General features: G+C 72.7%; 14 protein-coding genes. 8 read left to right on the plus strand and 6 right to left on the minus strand.

Annotation, left to right across the window (positions count from 1 at the left end):
- The first annotated feature begins 153 nt into the window (after positions 1–153).
- Both ACFYWQ_RS16635 and ACFYWQ_RS16640 read left to right on the plus strand, forming a co-directional pair.
- The gene (locus ACFYWQ_RS16635) at positions 154–681 is read left to right on the plus strand and encodes a flavin reductase family protein (protein ID WP_389517032.1); all 528 of its coding nucleotides are present in this window, start codon (positions 154–156) and stop codon (positions 679–681) included.
- A 93-nt stretch (positions 682–774) separates the two neighbouring features.
- Positions 775–1,962, plus strand: a complete 1,188-nt coding sequence (locus ACFYWQ_RS16640; RefSeq protein WP_389517034.1) for a phytanoyl-CoA dioxygenase family protein — start codon at positions 775–777, stop codon at positions 1,960–1,962.
- A 51-nt stretch (positions 1,963–2,013) separates the two neighbouring features.
- On the opposite strand, the gene ACFYWQ_RS16645 is transcribed toward ACFYWQ_RS16640, so the two are convergent.
- Positions 2,014–2,319: a hypothetical protein gene (locus tag ACFYWQ_RS16645; RefSeq protein ID WP_389517036.1), complete on the minus strand. Its 306-nt coding sequence runs from the start codon at positions 2,317–2,319 to the stop codon at positions 2,014–2,016.
- Positions 2,320–2,533: 214 nt separating this feature from the next.
- On the opposite strand from ACFYWQ_RS16645, the gene ACFYWQ_RS16650 reads away from it, so the two are divergent.
- From ACFYWQ_RS16650 to ACFYWQ_RS16660, 3 genes are all read left to right on the plus strand, one after another.
- Positions 2,534–3,754 carry a sedoheptulose 7-phosphate cyclase gene (locus ACFYWQ_RS16650; protein WP_389517039.1) on the plus strand — a complete coding sequence of 407 codons (1,221 nt, stop codon included), beginning with the start codon at positions 2,534–2,536 and terminating at the stop codon, positions 3,752–3,754.
- A gap of 154 nt (positions 3,755–3,908) precedes the next feature.
- Positions 3,909–4,397, plus strand: coding sequence for a hypothetical protein (locus ACFYWQ_RS16655; RefSeq protein WP_389517442.1), 489 nt, complete (start codon positions 3,909–3,911; stop codon positions 4,395–4,397).
- Positions 4,394–4,618 carry a hypothetical protein gene (locus ACFYWQ_RS16660; RefSeq protein WP_389517042.1) on the plus strand — a complete coding sequence of 75 codons (225 nt, stop codon included), beginning with the start codon at positions 4,394–4,396 and terminating at the stop codon, positions 4,616–4,618. The genes ACFYWQ_RS16655 and ACFYWQ_RS16660 overlap by 4 nt, the downstream gene beginning before the upstream one ends.
- 110 nt (positions 4,619–4,728) lie before the next feature.
- Here ACFYWQ_RS16660 and ACFYWQ_RS16665 read toward each other — a convergent pair whose 3' ends face one another.
- Both ACFYWQ_RS16665 and ACFYWQ_RS16670 read right to left on the minus strand, forming a co-directional pair.
- The gene (locus tag ACFYWQ_RS16665) at positions 4,729–6,009 is read right to left on the minus strand and encodes an MFS transporter (protein WP_389517044.1); all 1,281 of its coding nucleotides are present in this window, start codon (positions 6,007–6,009) and stop codon (positions 4,729–4,731) included.
- Positions 6,010–7,002: 993 nt separating this feature from the next.
- Positions 7,003–7,863 carry a pirin family protein gene (locus tag ACFYWQ_RS16670; RefSeq protein WP_389517444.1) on the minus strand — a complete coding sequence of 287 codons (861 nt, stop codon included), beginning with the start codon at positions 7,861–7,863 and terminating at the stop codon, positions 7,003–7,005.
- Positions 7,864–7,979: 116 nt separating this feature from the next.
- Here ACFYWQ_RS16670 and ACFYWQ_RS16675 point away from each other — a divergent pair, with 116 nt between their 5' ends.
- Positions 7,980–8,429, plus strand: coding sequence for a carboxymuconolactone decarboxylase family protein (locus tag ACFYWQ_RS16675; RefSeq protein WP_389517046.1), 450 nt, complete (start codon positions 7,980–7,982; stop codon positions 8,427–8,429).
- A 56-nt stretch (positions 8,430–8,485) separates the two neighbouring features.
- On the opposite strand, the gene ACFYWQ_RS16680 is transcribed toward ACFYWQ_RS16675, so the two are convergent.
- Complete coding sequence (locus tag ACFYWQ_RS16680; RefSeq protein WP_389517048.1) at positions 8,486–8,986, minus strand: hypothetical protein; 501 nt, start codon at positions 8,984–8,986, stop codon at positions 8,486–8,488.
- Entirely contained in the window at positions 8,983–11,358 is a 2,376-nt protein-coding gene (locus tag ACFYWQ_RS16685) for a molybdopterin oxidoreductase family protein (RefSeq protein ID WP_389517050.1), read from the minus strand. Before ACFYWQ_RS16685 ends, ACFYWQ_RS16680 begins: the two co-directional genes overlap by 4 nt.
- 536 nt (positions 11,359–11,894) lie before the next feature.
- Between ACFYWQ_RS16685 and ACFYWQ_RS16690 the strand changes: the two genes are divergently transcribed.
- Both ACFYWQ_RS16690 and ACFYWQ_RS16695 read left to right on the plus strand, forming a co-directional pair.
- Complete coding sequence (locus tag ACFYWQ_RS16690) at positions 11,895–13,217, plus strand: NUDIX domain-containing protein (protein WP_389517052.1); 1,323 nt, start codon at positions 11,895–11,897, stop codon at positions 13,215–13,217.
- A gap of 186 nt (positions 13,218–13,403) precedes the next feature.
- Positions 13,404–14,591, plus strand: coding sequence for a phosphodiester glycosidase family protein (locus tag ACFYWQ_RS16695; protein ID WP_389517446.1), 1,188 nt, complete (start codon positions 13,404–13,406; stop codon positions 14,589–14,591).
- A 12-nt stretch (positions 14,592–14,603) separates the two neighbouring features.
- On the opposite strand, the gene ACFYWQ_RS16700 is transcribed toward ACFYWQ_RS16695, so the two are convergent.
- Complete coding sequence (locus ACFYWQ_RS16700; RefSeq protein ID WP_389517469.1) at positions 14,604–14,798, minus strand: hypothetical protein; 195 nt, start codon at positions 14,796–14,798, stop codon at positions 14,604–14,606.
- Between the last annotated feature and the right edge of the window lie 9 nt (positions 14,799–14,807).

Raw genomic sequence — 14,807 nt, forward strand, 5'->3', positions numbered from 1 at the left:
ACTGTTCACCGAAACCACCACACGGCCCTTGATGTACGCGGCATGTATGCGGCGTGTACGGCCCTGCGCCAGTCTCGCTCCGAGAGCGGTACAGGGCGCACCGCTTCGCCGGAGACTCCGGCGTCCCGCCTCCTCGACGAAGGCGATCTTCACATGGCTGTCTCCCCCGAGTCCTTCACCCGCGCCATGAGCCGGGTGCCCGCTCCCGTCACGGTCGTCACGACCATCACACCCGATGGCCGTTCCTGGGGCTTCACCGCCAGTTCGTTCTGCTCCCTCTCCCTCGACCCACCACTGGTCCTCATCTGTCTGGCCAGGAACGCACACGCGCACTCCGCCTTCACCCTGACCGAGACGTTCCTGGTCAACGTGTTGGCCGCGGAGCACTCGTCGGTGGCCATGCACTTCGCCGCACACGACCGGCGCAAGGTGGCGACGAGCGGCTTCATCCCGAGCGAGAACGGTCTGCCGGGCCTTCCGGAGGCGACCGCGCGCCTGGTCTGCAGCAAGCACAGCGTGCTGGACGGCGGCGATCACAGCATCATCGTGGGCCTGGTGGAAGGCACACATGTCGGCGACCGGCCTCCGCTGTCCTACTGCGACCGGGGCTTCGCCACACCTGTGCCCCGTCCGCCCTCGACCCGCGAGGTTCCCGGGACGCGGGTCACGCGCACGCCGTGACCACCCGGCCCGCACAGCCCATGCGGGCCCGTCAGCCAGTGCAACCGCCCGCCAGGACGGTACTGGAACACCCACTCACGAATGAGGATCCCCATGACTCTCGTGGATACGAGGTCGCCGGTCTGGCTCGGTACGGCCGACTGCCGGCTCGAGGAGTTCCGCGCCTGCGTCGAGCAGACCACCGACCCCGCGCTGTGCCCCACGGCCGATGCCGTCGAGCGCGACATCCCCCTCTACGACGCCCGGCGGCTGGAGGTCCTCGCCACCACGGCGCAGGGCCGCCGGGACCTCCAGGCGGAGGTGAACCTCGTGCTGTCGACGGGGCCGGGCGTGGCCGTGTTCAAGCGCGCCTTCGCCGACCTGTCGGTCATCGACCGGGCCACCGACGTCTTCACGGCGCTGATCGAGGAGGAACGGGCCACCGGCGCCGCACGCGGGGACCACTACGCCAAGCCCGGCGCCAACGACCGGGTGTGGAACGCGGTGGAGAAACTGGCCCGCCGGGCACCCGAGGTCTTCGCCGACTACTACGCCAACGACATCGTCGCGCTGGTCTGCTCGGCCTGGCTCGGCCCCGGGTACCAGGTCACCTCCCAGGTCAACGTGGTCAATCCCGGCGCCGCCGCACAGCGTGTCCACCGCGACTACCACTTCGGCTTCCTGTCCGACGAACGCGCCGCCGCCTTCCCCCGCCACACCCATGTGATGGCCCCGGCGCTGACCCTGCAGGGCGCCGTCGCCCACTGCGACATGCCGGTGGAGAGCGGGCCGACGCTGTACCTGCCGCACTCCCACAAGTACGAGGCGGGCTATCTGGCCTGGCGGCGGCCGGAGTTCGGCACCTACTTCGAGGAGCACCACGTCCAGTTGCCGCTGGACAAGGGGGACCTGGTCTTCTTCAATCCCGCGCTCTTCCACGCGGCTGGACACAACCGCACCACCACCGTGCGGCGCATGGGCAATCTCTTGCAGGTCTCCTCCCCCTTCGGCCGGGCGATGGAGAGCGTGGACCGCGAGTCCATGGTCAACGCGATCTTCCCGGTGCTGCGGCGGCGCAAGACGGAGGGGGCCGGCGAACAGTGGCTGCGCAATGTCGTCGACAGCTGCGCCGAGGGCTACTCGTTCCCCACCGACCTCGATCTGGACGCCCCGGTCGGCGGCCTGGCACCGCCCGCCCCGGCGGAGACGGTGTGGCGGGCGGTGCAGGACGATTGGTCCCCTCGGCAGCTCGCGGACGAGCTGCGCGCAGGCGCGCAGCGGCGAGGCGGCGGCGGGCGATGAGTGCCCGGGTACCGTTGCCATGAGGCGGCCGGCCCTACGTTCCCGGCCGACTCACCAAGGCCCACTGCGACGCCCGCCACGCGGCCGGCGCCACAGGAGCGCGAGGGCCGCCGGCGACGCCGCGTCCACGAACCGACCGTCCGCCACCATGTCGTCCAAGGCCGCGGCATCCACCCAGCACTGCACCATGTCGGCCTCGGCGGCCTCCCGGCAGGGCTCACCGCGGGTCAGGCCCTCGGCGAGCGCCCCCTGGGGGAACTCCCAGAACCGGCCGCCCACCGGATAGCGGTACTGCTCCACCAGGTGAAACCCGTCCCGTTCACGAGGCACGACCAGAACGAAGTCGGGCTTGTCCACCGCCCCGTACAAACCGTCCGAACCGTCGGGGCGGCGCAGCCTGTCCTCACGGAGTGGTGGCGTTCCCTGGGAGACCGCAGGACCGCGCCGCCCACCGCGGCCCCACCCCGCGCATAGCACCCTCACCGGTCAGCCGGCATATCCGCAGGACCCCACGACCGCCGTTCGCCAGCCCGGCACCGCGGTGCCCTGGGGAAACGAGAGGCGTGACGACATGACAGCCCAGCCCGAATCCGCAGTACAGACGGTGCTGCCCGGCTCCACGGCCCCCGCCACACACAAGTGGCGGGTGAGCACGAGCAAGGAAGTCACCTACGAGGTACGCCTGAGCCCCGGCCTCCTCGATCCGGACAACCCCACCCTGGCCACGGCGGGCCTCCCCGAGACGATCCGGCCCGGCCGCCGACTGCTCGTCGTCGACGCCACCGTGCACACCCTGTACGGAAGGCGCATCCGCGAGTACTTCGAGATGCAGGGCATCGAGTACGGGCTGTGCGTCATCGACGCCCACGAGTCCGTCAAGAGCATGGAGACCGTCTTCGAGATCGTCTCCGCCATGGACGCCTTCGGTGTCTCCCGCCGCCGCGAACCCGTCATCGCCATCGGCGGCGGGGTCCTGACCGACCTGGCCGGCCTCGCCGCCAGCCTCTACCGCCGCTCCACCCCCTACATCCGGGTCCCCACCACCCTCGTCTGCATGGTCGACGCCGCCATCGGGGCCAAGACCGGGGTCAACTTCCGCGAGCACAAGAACCGGCTGGGCACCTACCACCCCTCCGCCGTCACCCTGATCGACCGGGAGTTCCTCGGCACGCTCAGCATCCGCCACGTGCGCAACGGCCTCGCCGAGATCCTCAAGATGGCCATGGTGAAGGACCCCGAGCTGTTCGAACACCTGGCAGCCCACGGTCCACGCCTGGCCCGGCACCGGATGCGGGCCGACGCCGGGCCGGACGGCGGCGAAGTCGCCACCGAAGTGATGCGGCTGGCCATCCACGACATGCTCCAGGAACTGGAGCCCAACCTCTGGGAGCACGACCTGCGGCGCCTGGCCGACTTCGGCCACTCCTTCTCACCCGCGATCGAGATGAAGGCCCTGCCGGACCTGCTGCACGGCGAAGCCGTCTGCATCGACATGGCGCTCAGCTCTGTTCTCGCCCACCGGCGCGGACTGCTCGACGGCACCGAACTGCACCGTGTCCTCGACGTCATGGCCGGCCTCGGACTGCCCACCTGGCACCCGGTGTGCACGACCGAGCTGATCTCCCGCGGCCTCGGCGACACCGTGCGCCACCGCGACGGCCAGCAGCTGCTGGGCCTGCCCGACGGCATCGGACACGTCCGCTTCGTCAACGACGTCACCCGCGACGAACTGGACGCCGCGCTGCGGACACTGCACGGATCCGCCGGCACCGCGCCGACGGAGCCGCCCTGACCGTCTCCTACCAGCGCATCGAACGACGCTGGGTGCATCTGTTCGGCATGGTCGACTTCGACACGGACGGCAACCTGACGGACTTCGTGGAAAAACCCGAACACCCACCAGCGACCCGGTCTTCGCCGCGTTCTGCGTCTTCGACGCCACCGTTCTGCACCACTACCTCGAACACCTCGACGGCACGGACTGGCACCACGACATCAGCCGCGACGTCATCCCCGCCATGCTGGCCGGCGGCGAACGCGTCCGAGGCCACGAGGTCACCGGATACTGGGAGGACATCGGCACCGTCGAGCGCTATCACCGCGCACACCGGGGCCTGCTCACCGACCCGCCCACCCTGACCCTGGCCGACCTGCCGCGCACCCTCGCCCCCGGCGTCCCCCGCCGCCGCGTCACCCACACCGACGGCGTGCACCACAGCGTCGTCGCCGCCGATCTGGCCAACGAAGGCCTTGTCGAGCACAGCGTGGTCCATCCCGGCGTACGGATCGAAGCCGACGCCCACGTCAGCGACTGCGTCCTGCTGCCCGGCGCCCGCATACCCGCCGGCACCGAACTCCGCGCCGCCATCGTGCTGGAGGACGGCACCGTCCAGCCCTGCGAGCCCGCACCGGCCCTCGGAGGTGTCATCCCATGACCACAGCGCTCGCCGGCGCGGGTGGCCCGCGCGTCACCGTCGTCGCCGACCTCGGCGGCACCACGCTGCGTCTGGGCCGCGTCCTCGGCGGTGTCCTGGACGCCGCCTCCGTGCGCCGGATCCCCACCGAGGGCCTCGACCGGCACCGCACCCTGCCCCCACCTCGGTGCAGCATTTGCAGCGCCGGCCCTCGTCGAGCAGCGACTCGTCGAATCCGCTGAACTCCACGTGGCATTCGATGATGCGCAAAGGTCATCCCTGTTCGGTCGGGTGCGCGGGGCGCGGGCGGACGGGCACGGCGCTCCTGGGGACGCCGGAGGGAGACGGCCGTTCAGTCGCCCGTTCCGGGGCGGGAGGTGGAAGGGGCTCCGGGGCGGTCATCGGAGCGCGGGGAATCGAGGGACGGGGAGGCGCCGTCCGGCACACCCGCCTCGCGCGGGCGCAGCACGGAGGCGCCGAGGGCCACGCACAGCACCAGCAGCGCGGGCACCCCCAGGGCTGTGGGCAGGCCGGTCACCGTGCTCACCGAGCCGACCACGATGGGCCCGACCAGGAAGCCGGTGTAGCCGAGGCTGATGACCAGGGAGAGCGCCGCCCCGGCCCGTGCCGGGTCGCGCCGGCCGGCCGCCGAGTACACCTGGGGGGCGATGCAGGCCATGCCCGCGCCCAGGCAGGCGAAGCCGGCGATCCCGGCGATCGGGTGCCCGGTCAGCAGGGCCGCGAGCATGCCCACGGACGCCAGCACACCGCTCGCGCGTACCAGCCGGACGGGGCCGAACCGGGCCACCAGCCGGTCGCCGAGCAGGCGGCCCGCCGTCATCGCCACGGAGAACGCGGCGAAGGCGGTGGCCGCGGTGCCGGCCGAGCTGCCGAGGCTCTCGTGCATGTACACCGCGCTCCAGTCGGCCGCTGTGCCCTCTCCGACCAGCGCGCACATGGCGAGCACGCCGAGGAGGATCAGGTCGAGGGAGACGACGGAGCCCTCGGCGCGCTCCGTCGCGTGGCCGGCGACGTTCGGGGCGGGCCGTTGCGGCCGAGTCTCGGGCAGCGCCCACAGCGCGGCCCAGCCGGCGAGCACCAGTACGGCCAGGCCCACGGTGATGAAGGTGGCGCCGGGGCCCACGCCCTGACGGGCGAGGAAGCCACCGGCCGCGGCGCCGAGGAAGCCGCCGATGCTGTACACGGCGTGGAAGGACGACATGATCGGCCGCCCGTAGGCCTGCTGTACGTGCACGGCGTTGGCGTTCATGGCGATGTTCAGGGTGCCGTGGGTCAGGCCGAACAGGAACAGGGCGGCGGCCAGCCCGGCGAGGGAGCCCACGTAGGCGGGCGGGACGAGCAGGACGCCCTCCAGCAGGGCGGTCGGCACCATCACCAGGGTGCTGCCGAAGCGGTCCACGAGCCGGCCCAGCAGCAGCATGCCGACGATCGCGCCCACCGCGAACGCCAGCAGCGCCAGGCTCAGCAGGCCGTCGCTGAGGCCGATATGGCCCTTGACCGCGGGGATGCGGCTGGTCCACGTGCCCAGCGCGGTGCCGAACAGCAGGAACAGCAACGACGTCGCGGTGCGGCCCCTCACGAGGGTGCGACGGTCGTGCGGTTCGGCCTTCACGTCATGCCTCCTGTTCGGCCCTTTTGTTCGGCGGACGGCAGGCGTTCCGCCTCCGGTCACGGACATCGCCGAGCAGGCCGTCCCGGGCAGTCAAACGGCAGCCTCCAGAGTGCGTCAAGGTCGCTTCCGGCTCGCATATCCGAATGCCCGGAGACCCGCAAGGCATTGAGTCCGGCCATGTTTCAAATCAGATTCGACAGTATTGTTCGCCCTGCATTGGAAGCGCTCTCAACTCGGGGTCACGCGACATGATTTCCACCCCGCCGACATGAGGCAACGGGCCCGTCGATGCGGACTTCGTCCCGACATTCGTTCACGTCGGGTGGTCCGCCCAATTGGCGTGAACCTTCCGGTGAGCACCCTTCGGGCCCATCGTTTGATTTCCCATGGCCGCACAGAGCCCGCATGGCATTCCCCACTACGGCCTTCTGACCGGCAGGTATACGCTCACCTAAGGGCTTGCAGATCATCAAGGTGTTGCTTCCCGCCCCAGGGCTCGTCGACGTGGTATGCGCATCCCGGACGAGATCCGTACCCGACTCGCGGTGAAGTTCGCGGTGCTGTTCCCGCATCCGGATGAGCGGCAGACGCTGTGGACGCCGCCTCGGTGATCCACTCGGGGAGGCGCAGCCCGTCGAGCGTGGTGAGCATTTCCGCGAACGAGCTGGTCAGGTCGGCGACGGAAGTCAGTTCCGGGCAACACCTGCCGTACCGACGGCGGTGGCGGAGCCGGTGTGAAGCCTTACCGCCGGGGCAGGTCGCGCCGGCGGGACACCTGAGCCATCAACCGATGACGCGTCAGTGAAGTCAGCAAAAGGTCAGCAAGAGGCTGACCGGAGTCGCCCGCAGGCAGCCACACTTTGGAAGCGCCCGCTGTTCCGACTCAGGCACTCGGCAGGGCCGGCCGCCGTCTCCGCGAGCCGCCGGGGCGGTGGGAGGCAGTGGCCGGTAGGACTGCGCCCCCCTATCGCCAGAACCCGGCATCCGCGCAGGTCAGTGCCTGTTCCCCCGCGGTTTCAACGGGGCGTTCGGCAGCTCGGGGGCGGGCAGCGGAGCGCCGTCGTAGCCCTGTACCTCGCCGAACCGGGGGCCGCCGAGCTCCGCCATCCAGTCCTCCCGTGCGCGGACGATGTCCTGGTGGGTGCGTCCGATGAAGTTCCACCACATGACGATCTCCTCCTCGAACGGAGGGCCGCCCAGCAGGACGGCCCGGGCCGTGTCGTCGGACTCGTTCGTCAGGGTGAGACGGGCGGCGCCGGGCTCCAGGTAGCCGAGTTCCGCGGGCCGCAGCGACGTGTCGGCGAAGCGGACCGCCCCGGTGTCGACCAGGAGGCCGTGCTCGAAGGCGGGGTCGACGGGCAGGGTGACCGTGGCGCCCGGACCCAGGAGGAGTTCCGCGCCGAGGAGGGGTGTGAAGGTCCGTACGGGGGAGGTCGTCCCGGCGAGGGCGCCGAGGAAGACGCGGATCTCGGCGCCGTCCAGCCGTACCGGCTCGGGGACGTGGTGCTGGAAGTCGCGTCCGGTGGCGCGGTGCGCGTCGGGGAGGGCCACCCAGAGCTGGACGCCGTGCAGGACGGTGGTGTCCGGGGTGGAGACCTCGGTGTGGCTGATGCCGTGGCCGCCGGTCATGAGGTTGAGCTCGCCGGGGCGGACGAAGGCGTGGCTGCCGAGACTGTCGCGGTGTTCGATCTCACCGCTGAACAGCCAGCTCACGGTCTGGAGTCCGGTGTGCGGGTGCGGCGCGACGTCCATGCCGCCGGTGTCGGCGACGTCGTCGGGGCCGTAGTGGTCGGCGAAGCACCAGGCGCCGATCAGCGAACGGGTACGCTGCGGCAGCGTCCGCCGTACGGTCATGGCCCGTGGGCCGCCCAGCGGCACGTCCCGCGGGGTGAGTACCTCGACCTTGCTCACTGCGGCCCACCTCTCGTCGGTTCCATCCCGACCCTCCCAGGAATGTTACATATTCAACTATGACTCGACGGATCTTCATAGACAAGCAGAGCCCCAAGGCCTATCACGCGCTGGTCCAGACGTCCGAGGCCGTCCGCGCGACGGCGGCCGACGCGGGCCTGGAGCGCACCGTCGTGGAGCTGGTCAACCTGCGCGTCTCGCAGCTCAACGGCTGCGCGTACTGCCTCGACCTGCACACCAGGGCCGCCCTGCGCGGGGGTGAGACCACGCGCCGGCTGGGGGTGCTCGCGGCGTGGCGGGACACCGACCTGTTCACCCCGCTGGAGCGGGCGGCCCTGGCCCTGGCGGAGGCGACCACCCACCCCTCCGACGCCGCCGCGCAGGAGTCCGCGTACGCCGAGGCCCGGGAGGCCCTCACCGAGGACCAGATCTCGGCGGTGATCTGGGTGGCGGTCACCATCAACGCCTTCAACCGGGTGTCCATCCTGAGCAAGCATCCCGTGCACTGACGGACCCCGTCCGTCTCGTCCCGGCAGGGGACGCTCCGAGAGCCGTCAGGAACGACCTAGCCGGCGGTGAGGATCTGCGGCGCCTGTTCCTTGATCACCGTGTTGGTCCAGCGCATCTGCCGCAGCGTCCGCGGGTGGCAGGAGCCGACGAGGTCCAGCAGCTCCTCGTCGCGCAGGGCCTGGGCGGCCTGGGCGAGCATCTCCCAGTGCAGCGAGTTGCGGGCGGCGGCCAGGTGGAGGTCGCGCAGGTCGTGCAGGAGGAGCAGGCCCGTCGCGGGGCGCCGGCCGAGCGCCCCGGCGGTCCGCTCGCGCAGCGCGGCGAGGGCGCCGGGGCCCGGGTCGTCCGGCGGTCCCGGCAGGTCGAGGCCGTGGCGGCGGCCCGTCGTGGCCAGCCGGGCGGTGTGATCGTGGGACCAGCGGGCGAGGTCCCTGGCGACGTGGTGGACCTCGTGCTCCGCGCGGTGCCGTTCCGCCACGGCCAGCAGCTCCCGTTCCAGGGCGTGTTCGCCGTCGTGCAGGGCGCGCAGGGTGGCGGTGACTCCGGTGGTCGTCGTCATCGGCGGCCGTCCTTCCCGGGGCCCTCGGCGCGCCGCGCGACGAGCGTGACGCGGGCGGCGCCCGACTTGAACAGGGGCTGCTTGGAGACCGGGTCCCAGTCGGTGACCGTCGTCTCGTTGGCGGCCCGGCCGGGGCCGCCGTCGGGCGGGCGGTGGCCCTCGGGGGTGTCCCAGTAGCCGTAGTGGAACGGCAGGAAGACCGTGCCGTCACGCATGACGGTGGTCCGCAGCCGGGCGCGCACCGTGCCGCGCGGGGTGGTGACCTGGACGAGGTCGCCGTCGGCCAGGCCCTGCCGGGAGGCCTCCGACGGCGACAGCTCCGCCCACACGTCGGGGGCCGCGGCGTTGAGCTCGGGGACGCGGCCGGTCTTCGTGCGGGTGTGGAAGTGGTGCACGGTCCGTCCGGTGATCAGCCGGAGGGGGTGGTCGGGCGAGGTCTCCTCGTGCGGGGGCAGGTACTCGGCGGCCTTGAGGACCGCCTTGCCGTCCGGGTTGAGGGACCGGTACTCGACGGGCTCCACGGACGCCCCGGTGACGAGGTCCTTGCCGTAGCTCTCGCAGGTGTCGGGGTGGGCGAAGTCGATGCCGTCGGTGTACAGGCGCGCGGTGCCGCCGGGGGCGTCGGCGGTGCAGGGCCACTGGATGCCGCCGGCCTCGCGCAGGCGGTCGTAGGACAGGCCGGTGTAGTCGCAGGGGCGGCCGGCACTGCACCGCTGCCAGGCCGCGAACGCCGACTCCGGGTCGTGCCAGGTGATCAGCGGGGCGCCGTCCTTGTCGCGGAAGTCCATGCGGGCGGCGTAGGCGAGGAAGATGTCGAGGTCGGCGCGGGCCTCGCCGGGCGGGTCGACGGCCTTCTCCGAGAGGTGGACGGTGCGGTCGGCGTTGGTGAGGGTGCCCGTCTTCTCGCCCCAGGTGGCGGCGGGCAGGACGACGTCCGCGAGCTGCGCGGTCTCCGTGAGGAAGAGGTCCTGGACGACGGTGAACAGCCGTTCCTGGGCGAGGATCGCGCGGATGCGGGAGAGCTCCGGCAGGGAGACGGCCGGGTTGGTGCCGGTGATCCACAGGAAGCGGATCGAGCCCTGCTCGGCGTTGCGGAAGATCTGCATCGCGTGGGTGGGCGGCGCGTGGTGCGGGATGCGTTCGGGCTCGACGTTCCAGATCCGGGCCAGCTCGGCGACGTGCGCGTCGTTCTGCCAGTTGCGGAAGCCCGGCAGGTCGCCGTCGGCGCCGCACTCGCGGGTGTTCTCGGCGCTGGGCTGGCCGTTCATCTGGAGCAGTCCGCAGCCGGGGCGGCCCAGCATGCCCCGGAGCAGGTGCAGGTTGTTGACCTGGACGGCGGCCGCGGTGGCCTGGTGGGACTGGTAGACGCCCTGGAGGACCGTGGACAGCAGCCGCTCGGCGGTGCCGAGGACCTCCGCCGCCCGTTCGATCTCGGCGGCCGGGACGTCGCAGACGCCGGCGGCCCACTTCGGGGTGCACCGCTCGACGGCGGCGGCCAGCTCGTCGAAGCCGACGGTGTGCCGCTCCAGGTAGGCGTGGTCGATCCGGTCGGTGCGGATCAGCTCGTGCAGCAGGGCATTGAGCAGGGCGACGTTCGTGCCGGGACGGGGGGCGAGGTGGACGTGGGCGTGGCGGGCGACGTGGGTGCGGCGCGGGTCCACGCACAGCAGCGTGGGCGGTTCGGGGCCGGCGAGCCGGTCCAGGACGCGCGCCCACAGCACCGTCTGCGTCTCGGCCATGTTGTGGCCGAACAGGGCGATGGTGTCGGCGTGGTCGATGTCCTCGTAGGAGCCGGGCTGTCCGTCGCAGCCGAACGTCTCCTTCAGGGCCTCGGCGGCGGTGGCCGTGCACAGGCGGGTGTTGCCGTCGAGGTGGTTGGTCCCGATGCCGGCGCGGGCGAGGACGGCGAGCGTGTAGTACTCCTCCAGGAAGAGCTGCCCGCTGGTGTAGAAGCCGAGGGCGCCCGGTCCCCGCTCGTCCAGCAGTGCGCGGGAGCGGGCGGCGATCCGTTCCAGCGCGGTGTCCCAGTCGCACTCCGTCAGCCGTCCGCCCTCGCGCACCAGCGGCCGGGTCAGCCGGTCCGGGGAGTGGTTGGCCTGCCAGCCGTACAGGTCCTTGGGTCCCAGCCGGCCGTGGTTGACCCGGTCGCCGGCCCTGCCCCGCACGCCCACGATCCGGCCGTCCCGGACGGCGATGTCCATGGCGTCGCCGTTGGAGTGGAGCAGCGAGGCGGAGGGCACCCAGCGCTCCACGTCGTCCTCGGTGAGCCCGCCGGCCAGGTGCAGGTCGGTGCGGGCGGGCCAGGGCGCGCCGGGTCCGTAGGGCGTCCGGGGACCCCAGGGGTCCTCGATGCGGTCGGGTCCCTTCTCCACCACGTCACCTCCGCCGGTCGGGCTGCTCGCCCCGGGCGAGTACCCCGTCGCGCCCGTCCCGTGCGTCACGGGTGATCGCCCGGGCGAGCGCCCCTGGGACCGCCCTCCCGTACGGCCCTGGGCGAGCACCCCGCAACGGTCCTCCGGTATGCCCTGGGCGAGCACCCGGCCAAGGTCCTCCTGCACCCCGGGCGAGCACCCGGCCAAGGTCCTCCTGCACCCCGGGCGAGCACCCCACCACAGCCGTCCCGTACGCCCCGGGCGAGCACCCCACCACGCCCCTCCCCCACGCCAGGGCGAGCACCCTCGCCACAGCTGTCCCGCACGCCCCTCGCGAGCACCCCGTCGCGGCCGTGCCGACCGTCACAGGTGATCGTCCCGGGCGCGGACGCGCCCGCCGCGGTCGCGGCCCCCGCCCCCGCCTTCCGCCCCCCGTCCCCGAAAGACCTCCCGTACGCCCGGGTGATTGCCCGGCCCGGCCGCCGGTAAGGATCTCCCGGCCCGTGCACCCGTCCGCCCCGCCCCGGAGGCCGCCCATGCCGCACCCTCTCGTCCCGGACGCCCCGGACGCCCCGGACGCCTCGGACGCCTCGGACGCCCCGGACGCCCCGGACGCCTCGGACGCCCCGGACAGCCCGGACGACCAGGACAGCCCGGACGACCAGGAGGCCGTCAACGCCGATGCCTGGCAGGCCTACGCGGAGCGTCACCTGCGGCACGGTACGGCCGTCGCGGAGGCGGAGCGGATCGACCGGGGGTTCCCGGGCGCCGGACCGGACGAGGCCCTCCTGGGGGAGCTGAGGGGCCGTCGGGTGCTGGACCTCGGGTGCGGGACGGCCGGGCACGCCGCCCGGCTCGTGCGCGCGTACGGCGCCGAGGTGGACGCCGTCGACCGTGCGCCCGGTCAGATCGAACGGGCCCGGGCCCTGCACGGCGACCTCCCCGGCCTGCGCCTCGTCCACGCGGACGCCGTGGCCCACCTGCGCGCCGCCGGCCCGTACGACGTCGTCTACTCCGTCGGCGCCGTGCCGTACATCGATCCGCGCCGTCTGCTGCCCGCGCTGGCGACGGCGCTGGCGCCCGGCGGGACGCTGTGCTTCTCGGTGCCGCACACCGGTGCGCGCGGGACGGTCCCCTCGACGGACCTCGTGACACGGCCCGGAACCCTGCCGTTGCCGGGCGGCGGCGAGGCACCGGTCCACCGGTGGGAGCCGGCCCCGCAGGTGTGGGAGCGGCTCCTCGCCGACCACGGGCTGCGCGTCGAGGAGGTGGTGGAGGTGCCGGCGCCTGATCCGGACCGCCCCGCCTCCCACCGCGTCTTCCGGGCCCGGCGCCCCGCGCGCGTCACGTCCCGCCCGCGCTCCGCGCTGCCGCCCGTCGCCCACGCGGCCCTCGGCGTCGGCGCCGTCCTGCACGGCCCGCGCGGGCTGCTGCTGGGCCGCCACCGCCGGGGCACCTGGGAGCTGCCCGGCGGCACGGTGGAGCCCGGGGAGTCGCTCCAGGAGGCGGTCGTACGGGAGTTGCGGGAGGAGACCGGGCTGCGGGCGGACCCCTCGGACGTCCGGCTGCTGGGCACGCTGCTCGACGACGCCGGCGGTGTCGTCCGGGTGACGGTGGGCGCCGTCGTCACCGGCTGGCGGGGCGAACCGGCCGACCAGCCCGGCGAACGCGTCGGCGACTGGCGCTGGTACGCCCTGGACCGGCTGCCGCCGTCCCTGTTCGTGTGCAGCGCCCAGGCCCTCACCGCCTGGCGCCCGGACCTGTCGATCGACCACGCGCCGGCCCACTTCACACCGTACGAGGACCGTTCCTCGTACGGGTCCTCGTACGGGTCCTCGTACGGGTCCTCGCACGGGTGACCGGGCGTCGGCCGTGATGTGACCCTTCCTCACCCGTTCTCGTGGTGTTCGCCGGGCTCCCGACGGTGACCCCCGCGGGTCGTGAGAAAGTTGCGGGCCCGAAACCACCCAGGGGGGTCCGTGACACCACATCAGAAACCGCTCCGGAGACAGCGTCGGAGACGGTACGGGGCGCGCAGAACGACGCTGACGGTCCTGACGGCGCTCGGCACACTGGCGGGCGGCCTCCTCGTGGGGGCGACGCCCGCCGGCGCGGCGACCTGGACCACCGTCGCGGCGGGCGTGGCCTACCGCCAGTACGACCTGACGGCCACGGCCGGCAGCACCCATGCGCACGTACTGAGCGTCGACCTGACGAACACCCACGTCCGCCTCGGCCTGCTGTATCCGGGGAAGGTCGCGTCCCGCGCGACGGTCTCCCAACTGGCCACGGCGCAGAAGGCCGTGGCGGGCGTCAACGGGGACTTCTTCAACATCACCGAGACCCAGCACCCCGGTGTCGCCGCGACCGGCGCCTCCGTGGGCCCGGCCGTCGCGGACGGGAAGGCGCTCAAGGGCGCCGTTCCGGACGGCCAGCGGTTCGGGCCCGAACTGCCGCCGGGCACCACCACGAAGAACGTCGTCGGCGTCGGCACCGACGGCAGGGCCCGGCTGGACAGCCTGACCCTCGACGGACGGGTGAGCACCGTCGGGCGCCGCCTGCCGCTGGGCGGGCTCAACCAGTACGCCCTGGCGGAGAACTCCATCGGCGCGTACACGTCCGGCTGGGGCAGCGTCTCCCGGCTCCGGGCCACCTGCGGCACGGACACCGAACGGGCCGCCGCGTGCAGCACGAGCACCTACGAGGTGACCGTGCGCAACGGCGTGGTGGTGTCGTCCACCGCCACCCCGGGCAGCGGCACCATCGCGGCGGACACCACCGTGCTCGTCGGGCGGGAGGCGGGCGCACAGCGCCTGCGCACGCTCGTCAAGGGGCAGCGGGTGACGGTGCGGTACGGCCTGACGGCCGCGTCGCGGCGCGCGTACCGCTTCGCCCTCGGCGGCTATCCGGTGCTCTCCGGCGGTACGGCCCTGACCGGACTGGACTCCCGGACCTCGGCCGTACGGACGGCCGTGGGCCTGGCGAACGGCGGGCGGCGCGTGCTGCTGTTCGCGGTGGACGGCGCGGCCGCCAACCGCTCGGGGCTGACCATCGCCGAGGTAGCCAAGGCGCTGAAGGGCCTGGGCGCCACCGAGGGCTTCAGCCTGGACGGCGGCGGCTCCACGACGCTCGTCGCCCGGGCGCCGGGAGCCTCCGGGGTCACGGTGCGCAACCACCCCTCCGGTGGCGCGGAGCGTCCCGTGCCGAACGGCATCGGCGTCTTCACGCAGTGATCCCGCACGGCCTCACGGACGCAGGCTGCTGACGATGTCGGCGGTCGCCGTGAGGCCGCTGTGGATGGTGGGCGCCATGCTCGTGCCGGCCAGGAGGAACCCGAGCAGCAGACAGACCAGCGCGTGGGAGACCTTCAGTCCGCCGTTGCGCGTGAAGATCACAGCCAGGGCGAACAGCAACAGCACCATGGAAAGGGAAACGACCACGCCAACCTC

The sequence above is a fragment of the Streptomyces sp. NPDC003247 genome, from assembly GCF_042888135.1.
In the GTDB taxonomy this organism is placed as follows: Bacteria; Actinomycetota; Actinomycetes; order Streptomycetales; family Streptomycetaceae; genus Streptomyces.

Bases quoted from the DNA above. Each gene is read 5' to 3' on its own strand.
- ACFYWQ_RS16690 (WP_389517052.1), top strand. From the start codon at position 11,895: ATGCCGCACCCTCTCGTCCCGGACGCCCCGGACGCCCCGGACGCCTCG.
- ACFYWQ_RS16670 (WP_389517444.1), bottom strand. From the start codon at position 7,863: ATGACCGTACGGCGGACGCTGCCGCAGCGTACCCGTTCGCTGATCGGC.
- ACFYWQ_RS16675 (WP_389517046.1), top strand. From the start codon at position 7,980: ATGACTCGACGGATCTTCATAGACAAGCAGAGCCCCAAGGCCTATCAC.
- ACFYWQ_RS16640 (WP_389517034.1), top strand. From the start codon at position 775: ATGACTCTCGTGGATACGAGGTCGCCGGTCTGGCTCGGTACGGCCGAC.
- ACFYWQ_RS16650 (WP_389517039.1), top strand. From the start codon at position 2,534: ATGACAGCCCAGCCCGAATCCGCAGTACAGACGGTGCTGCCCGGCTCC.
- ACFYWQ_RS16660 (WP_389517042.1), top strand. From the start codon at position 4,394: ATGACCACAGCGCTCGCCGGCGCGGGTGGCCCGCGCGTCACCGTCGTC.
- ACFYWQ_RS16680 (WP_389517048.1), bottom strand. From the start codon at position 8,986: ATGACGACGACCACCGGAGTCACCGCCACCCTGCGCGCCCTGCACGAC.
- ACFYWQ_RS16635 (WP_389517032.1), top strand. From the start codon at position 154: ATGGCTGTCTCCCCCGAGTCCTTCACCCGCGCCATGAGCCGGGTGCCC.